A 4,715-nucleotide genomic window follows, 5' to 3' on the forward strand; every position below is an offset into this window, starting at 1 on the left:
CTAGTTACCCTTACCGTCCATATCATGGAGCTGTTATGGAACCGATCCGTCCAGATGATGATGAAGTGCGTTCCGGCTCTGCCGGCAATAAACCGGAAGAAAAGCTGTCTGCGCAGCGGGAGCCACGAGGCGCCGAAAAGCCGGCAGCGCAAAAGCGCAGTGATGGCGGAAACGGTGGTCCGCAGCGGCCCGCGGGTAAATCCGGCGGCTCTTCCGGTGGTGGCGGTTCAGGCCGTGGCGTGATGCTGGGTCTTGGCCTACTGGTTGTGGCAGGCGCAGCCGGGGCTGGCTGGTATCAGCAGGAACAGCGAATCCAGATGCTGGAAGGCCAGTTAGAGGAAGCAGACTACTGGGCGCGCCAGAGCAAACTGGCGCTGGCACGGTTCGAGGGTGACCTTTCAGAAACCGGTGAGAGCCTGGAGGAAAAAGGCCAGTCCATGGAAGATCGGCTGGCCACTCAGGGTGAGCGCCTGGATACCGCTGACAGTGAAATCCGCAAACTGTGGGGCGTGGCCAACGATCGCAACCGCAAACGGCTGGATGACCATGAATCAAAGCTGGAGTCGCTGCGCGCAGAGCTTGACGATGGCAAGAGCGAGCGTGAATCCTTGACGGCATCAATGGACGAACTGGAAACCGGTATGGTTTCCAGATTGGACGAAGCCGAGGCGGATCTTGAAAAGCAGATCACAGCGGTGCGTGAAACCGGCCAGGAAAATGCCGCCAGGCTGACCGAGCTGGACGAATCCCTGGCAGGCATCGACAAACTTGTTGAGCGCCAGTTGGTGAGATTCGAGCGCGAGCAGAAGCTGACCATTGATGGCCTGGAGAGTCGGATTGCGGCATTGGAGGAAGCGACGGAAGATCTCTCCAGCAGCGGCCAGCTGAATTCGGTTCGTAATGACCTGGAAGAGCTGGAGCAAACCGTATCATCCATCGATTCGTCACGTTCCCAGCTAACGTCACGGCTGGTGCGGCTGTCCGAGGAAGTGAATGACCTGCGGTCGCAGATATCGGGGCAGTAGTGCACGGATCGTGCTTTGTAACAGTTTGGAGTCATCCCTTGCGAAGGAAGCGGGAGCCGGTGGTGGGTTTTCTGACGCTGCAATTAAGACCTGCGTTGAATTGTTGTTTCTGTATCCGGTTACTAGACTGATGACAGTCTTCCATAACAGGGTCGCTTGGGCATGTCGCTGAAAGATTCATTGCAAGAAGGGTTTCGTCGGCTTTCCGAAGATGTGCTTCCGGCGGCTATTGGGGACGTTGGAGAGAAGATCGAGCGTTTCAGAAAGCGTCTTGACCACCTGAACTGTTCGCTTGCGGAAAGAGCGCTGCCTGAAGACCGCAGGCTTCGGGTCAGGGAGCTTTCCCTGGGCAGAAAGGCAAAACAGGCGGGCCAGAAAAGCGTGAAACTGAAGTCAGTCAAGAAGGCAGCGAAGGGCGCCGGTGACAAACGGGCCTGATCAGAAACTGTCAGGTTTATAAGGGCTTGCGGGTTTTTTGAGAAAAATCCGGGAAAAAATTTGACACCGTCAGACAAATGCTTAAAATGCGCGTCTCACTTGGTTGAGACAGCATTGCTGAATCACCAGTGTGATGTGAAAAGTGGGCGGTTAGCTCAGCTGGGAGAGCATCGCCCTTACAAGGCGAGGGTCACTGGTTCGATCCCAGTACCGCCCACCACTTTTCAGCATCACCGGGCTACCCCGCCCGGTTTCAGGTTCCCAAGGCCATCTTGGCCGGGATTGATGCGGAGCGGTAGTTCAGCTGGTTAGAATACCGGCCTGTCACGCCGGGGGTCGCGGGTTCGAGTCCCGTCCGCTCCGCCATTTTTTATTCCCGGGTGGTTAGCTCAGCTGGGAGAGCATCGCCCTTACAAGGCGAGGGTCACTGGTTCGATCCCAGTACCACCCACCATTTTTTCCCTTCGTATTACTTCCCGATCAGCGATTGCCCGCAGACCCGAACAGTATTTCCGTTCACGCCATTCGATGCGGGGTTGCAATACCATGCTATGGCCTCAGCCACATCTATCGGCAAACCACCCTGTGACAGGCTGTTCATGCGTCGGCCGGCTTCACGGATGGTGATGGGCATGGCGGCGGTCATCTGGGTTTCGATGAAGCCGGGCGCGATGGCGTTGATGGTGACGCCGTTTTTCACCTGTTTTGCCATGGCTTCCACGTAACCAATCACGCCGCACTTGGCGGTGGAGTAGTTGGTCTGGCCAAAGTTGCCGGCGATGCCGCTGATGGAGGATATGCAGACAATGCGGCCGTTTTCCCGCAGCAGCTCCTGATGCATAAGTTCCTCATCAATCAGTTCCTCAGCCGTCAGATTCACAGCGATGGCCATGTCCCAGAAATGCTCGGGCATATTACCCAGGGTCTTGTCCCGGGTGATGCCGGCGTTGTGGATGACCAGGTCGATGCCGCCGAAGTGCTCCTTTACAAAGTCTGCGATCTGCTTGGGCGCCCTGGCATCGGTTATGTCGCAGGCCAGGGCTTTGCCTTTGAGGGTGTCCATGACTTTCTGCAGATCTTCCATGGCCGGGGGAATGTCCAGGCCGATCACTGTTGCACCGTCGCGGGTCAGGGTTTCTGCAATGGAGGCGCCAATGCCTCGTGAGGCACCGGTGACCAGCGCGACTTTTCCGGTCAGCGGTGCAACCGGGTTGGTGGCAGGCGCCTCTTTGCTCTTGCCGACACGGGTCACCTGTCCGGACACGTAGGCCGAACGGGGAGACAGGAAAAAGCGTACACTGGAATCCAGCTGTTTTTCCGCACCGGGAGCCATCCACAGCAGGTTGGCGGTGGCGCCTTTTTTGCCGACTTCCTTGCCAACGCTGCGCACGAATCCTTCCAGTGCCTGGTGTGCTGCCGCCTTTGCTGGCTGGCGACAGGTCGCCGGGTCCTGCCCGATAACCAGTACGCGACCGTTGCCCGCGAGTTTACGAATGGTAGGGTGGAAGAAGTCGTAAACCGCGCGCAGATCGGTCGTGTCTTTCATACCGGTGGCATCCAACACCAGGGCCGAGAATTTCTGGTCAATGTCGGCATTGAGTGGCAATGCTTCGGCCTTGTTGCCGCTTCTGGAAGAATCGTTCAGAGTATCAATAGCACTGGCATGGAAGAGCTTTGCAGGGCTGGCGCCCAGCAGGTTGCCAATAGCGCTGATGGCCTTGCCGCCGTTGGCAGCGCCAACCAGGACGTCACCCTCGATAAACGGCTGGTCTGCGCGCTTCAACCTCTTAAGGTTTACGGGTGAGGGGAGTCCCAGTGACTGGGCAGCAGTTCTGCCTACGGGGGTATTGACGAATTTGAGATAACGATCGGACATGGCATTCTCCTTTTGCGAAACGAATATCCGCGCTGAGCTGCGACGCAATGAATACACTCGTTCAGACAGGACATCATCATGGCACAGGCTCCGAAAAGCACCCAAAACAAAACCACAACACCAAAAAAGACAACCGCCGCCAAAGGCGGCGTTCGACGGGTCGCGGTTCTGGGCGGTAACCGGGTACCCTTTGCCCGCTCAAATACCGCCTACAGCAAAGTCAGCAATCAGGAGCTGTTAACCTCTGCGCTGAGGGGCCTGGTTGATCGCTTCGGTCTTCAGGGCCAGCGAATGGGGGAGGTAGTTGCCGGCGCAGTGATCAAACATTCCAGGGACTTCAATCTTACCCGGGAATCGGCGCTGAGTAGTGGCCTGGCGCCGGAAACACCCGCTTACGACATTCAGCAGGCCTGTGGTACCGGCCTGGAAGCGGCTATCCTGGTGGCCAACAAGATTGCGCTGGGGCAGATTGAGTGCGGTATTGCCGGTGGTACGGATACGACATCCGATGCGCCGATTGGTGTGAGTGAAGGCCTGAGAGATATCCTGCTGGGCCTGAACAGGGCCAGGACCACGGGTGAGCGCCTGAAGATTCTCAGCCGCTTCCGTCCGGCTCACCTGAAACCGGAAATCCCCCAGAACGGCGAGCCGCGGACCGGGCTGTCCATGGGCGGTCATTGCCAGATCACGGCCCATGAATGGTCCATTCCCCGTGACGAGCAGGACCAGTTGGCCTATGAGAGCCATCAGAAGCTGGCCGCAGCGTACGAGGAGGGTTTCTTCAGGGATCTGATGACACCCCTGGCCGGCCTGGATAAAGACAATATCCTGCGCCCGGACACCACTCTGGAGAAGCTGGCAACATTAAAGCCGGTGTTTGACAGGGAAAACGGCACCATGACCGCCGCCAACAGCACGGCCCTGACTGATGGCGCTTCCTGTGTGCTGCTGGCCAGCGAGGAATGGGCCAAGGCCAATAACATGGAGGTAAAGGCCTACCTGACTTTCTCAGAAGTGGCCGCCGTGGACTTTGTGGACAAAAAGGAAGGTCTGCTGATGGCGCCGGCCTATGCCGTGCCGCGCATGCTGGATAAAGCCGGGCTCACCCTGCAGGATTTCGATTTCTACGAAATTCACGAAGCCTTTGCCGCTCAAGTGCTCTCTACCCTCAAGGCGTGGCAAGATCCTGACTTCTGCAAGGACCGCCTTGGCCGGGATAAACCACTGGGCAGCATTGACCGCAACAAGTTGAACATCAAGGGCAGCAGCCTTGCTACCGGGCACCCTTTCGCCGCCACTGGCGGCCGGATTGTTGCCACCATGGCAAAGCTGCTGGAAGAGAAAGGCAGTGGCCGCGGGCTGATTTCCATCTGTGC

The 4,715-nt window shown here is 57.8% G+C and carries 4 protein-coding genes and 3 tRNA genes; 6 read left to right on the forward strand and 1 reads right to left on the reverse strand.

What is annotated here, in order from left to right:
• Window positions 1–35 precede the first annotated feature (35 nt).
• From ACESMB_RS12535 to ACESMB_RS12555, 5 genes are all read left to right on the forward strand, one after another.
• Complete coding sequence (locus ACESMB_RS12535; RefSeq protein WP_372925038.1) at window positions 36–1,025, forward strand: hypothetical protein; 990 nt, start codon at window positions 36–38, stop codon at window positions 1,023–1,025.
• Window positions 1,026–1,187: 162 nt separating this feature from the next.
• Window positions 1,188–1,463 (forward strand): hypothetical protein, encoded by a 276-nt coding sequence (locus ACESMB_RS12540; protein WP_372925039.1) that lies wholly within the window; start codon window positions 1,188–1,190, stop codon window positions 1,461–1,463.
• Between the two features lie 144 nt (window positions 1,464–1,607).
• Window positions 1,608–1,683 (forward strand) — tRNA-Val (locus ACESMB_RS12545).
• Window positions 1,684–1,752: 69 nt separating this feature from the next.
• Window positions 1,753–1,829, forward strand: a tRNA-Asp gene (locus ACESMB_RS12550).
• Between the two features lie 12 nt (window positions 1,830–1,841).
• Window positions 1,842–1,917: transfer RNA gene (locus tag ACESMB_RS12555), tRNA-Val, on the forward strand.
• 15 nt (window positions 1,918–1,932) lie between these two features.
• Here the strand turns inward: ACESMB_RS12555 and ACESMB_RS12560 are convergent.
• Window positions 1,933–3,339, reverse strand: coding sequence for a 3-oxoacyl-ACP reductase (locus ACESMB_RS12560; RefSeq protein WP_372971699.1), 1,407 nt, complete (start codon window positions 3,337–3,339; stop codon window positions 1,933–1,935).
• 78 nt (window positions 3,340–3,417) lie between these two features.
• Here ACESMB_RS12560 and ACESMB_RS12565 point away from each other — a divergent pair.
• Window positions 3,418–4,715: acetyl-CoA C-acetyltransferase (locus tag ACESMB_RS12565; RefSeq protein WP_372971700.1), on the forward strand; the 1,298-nt coding region annotated here is incomplete at its 3' end.

The organism is Marinobacter sp., from assembly GCF_041686475.1.
Taxonomy (GTDB): Bacteria; Pseudomonadota; Gammaproteobacteria; order Pseudomonadales; family Oleiphilaceae; genus Marinobacter.

Coding starts and splice junctions, on each gene's coding strand:
- ACESMB_RS12560 (WP_372971699.1), bottom strand. CDS start 3,339: ATGTCCGATCGTTATCTCAAATTCGTCAATACCCCCGTAGGCAGAACT.
- ACESMB_RS12540 (WP_372925039.1), top strand. CDS start 1,188: ATGTCGCTGAAAGATTCATTGCAAGAAGGGTTTCGTCGGCTTTCCGAA.
- ACESMB_RS12535 (WP_372925038.1), top strand. CDS start 36: ATGGAACCGATCCGTCCAGATGATGATGAAGTGCGTTCCGGCTCTGCC.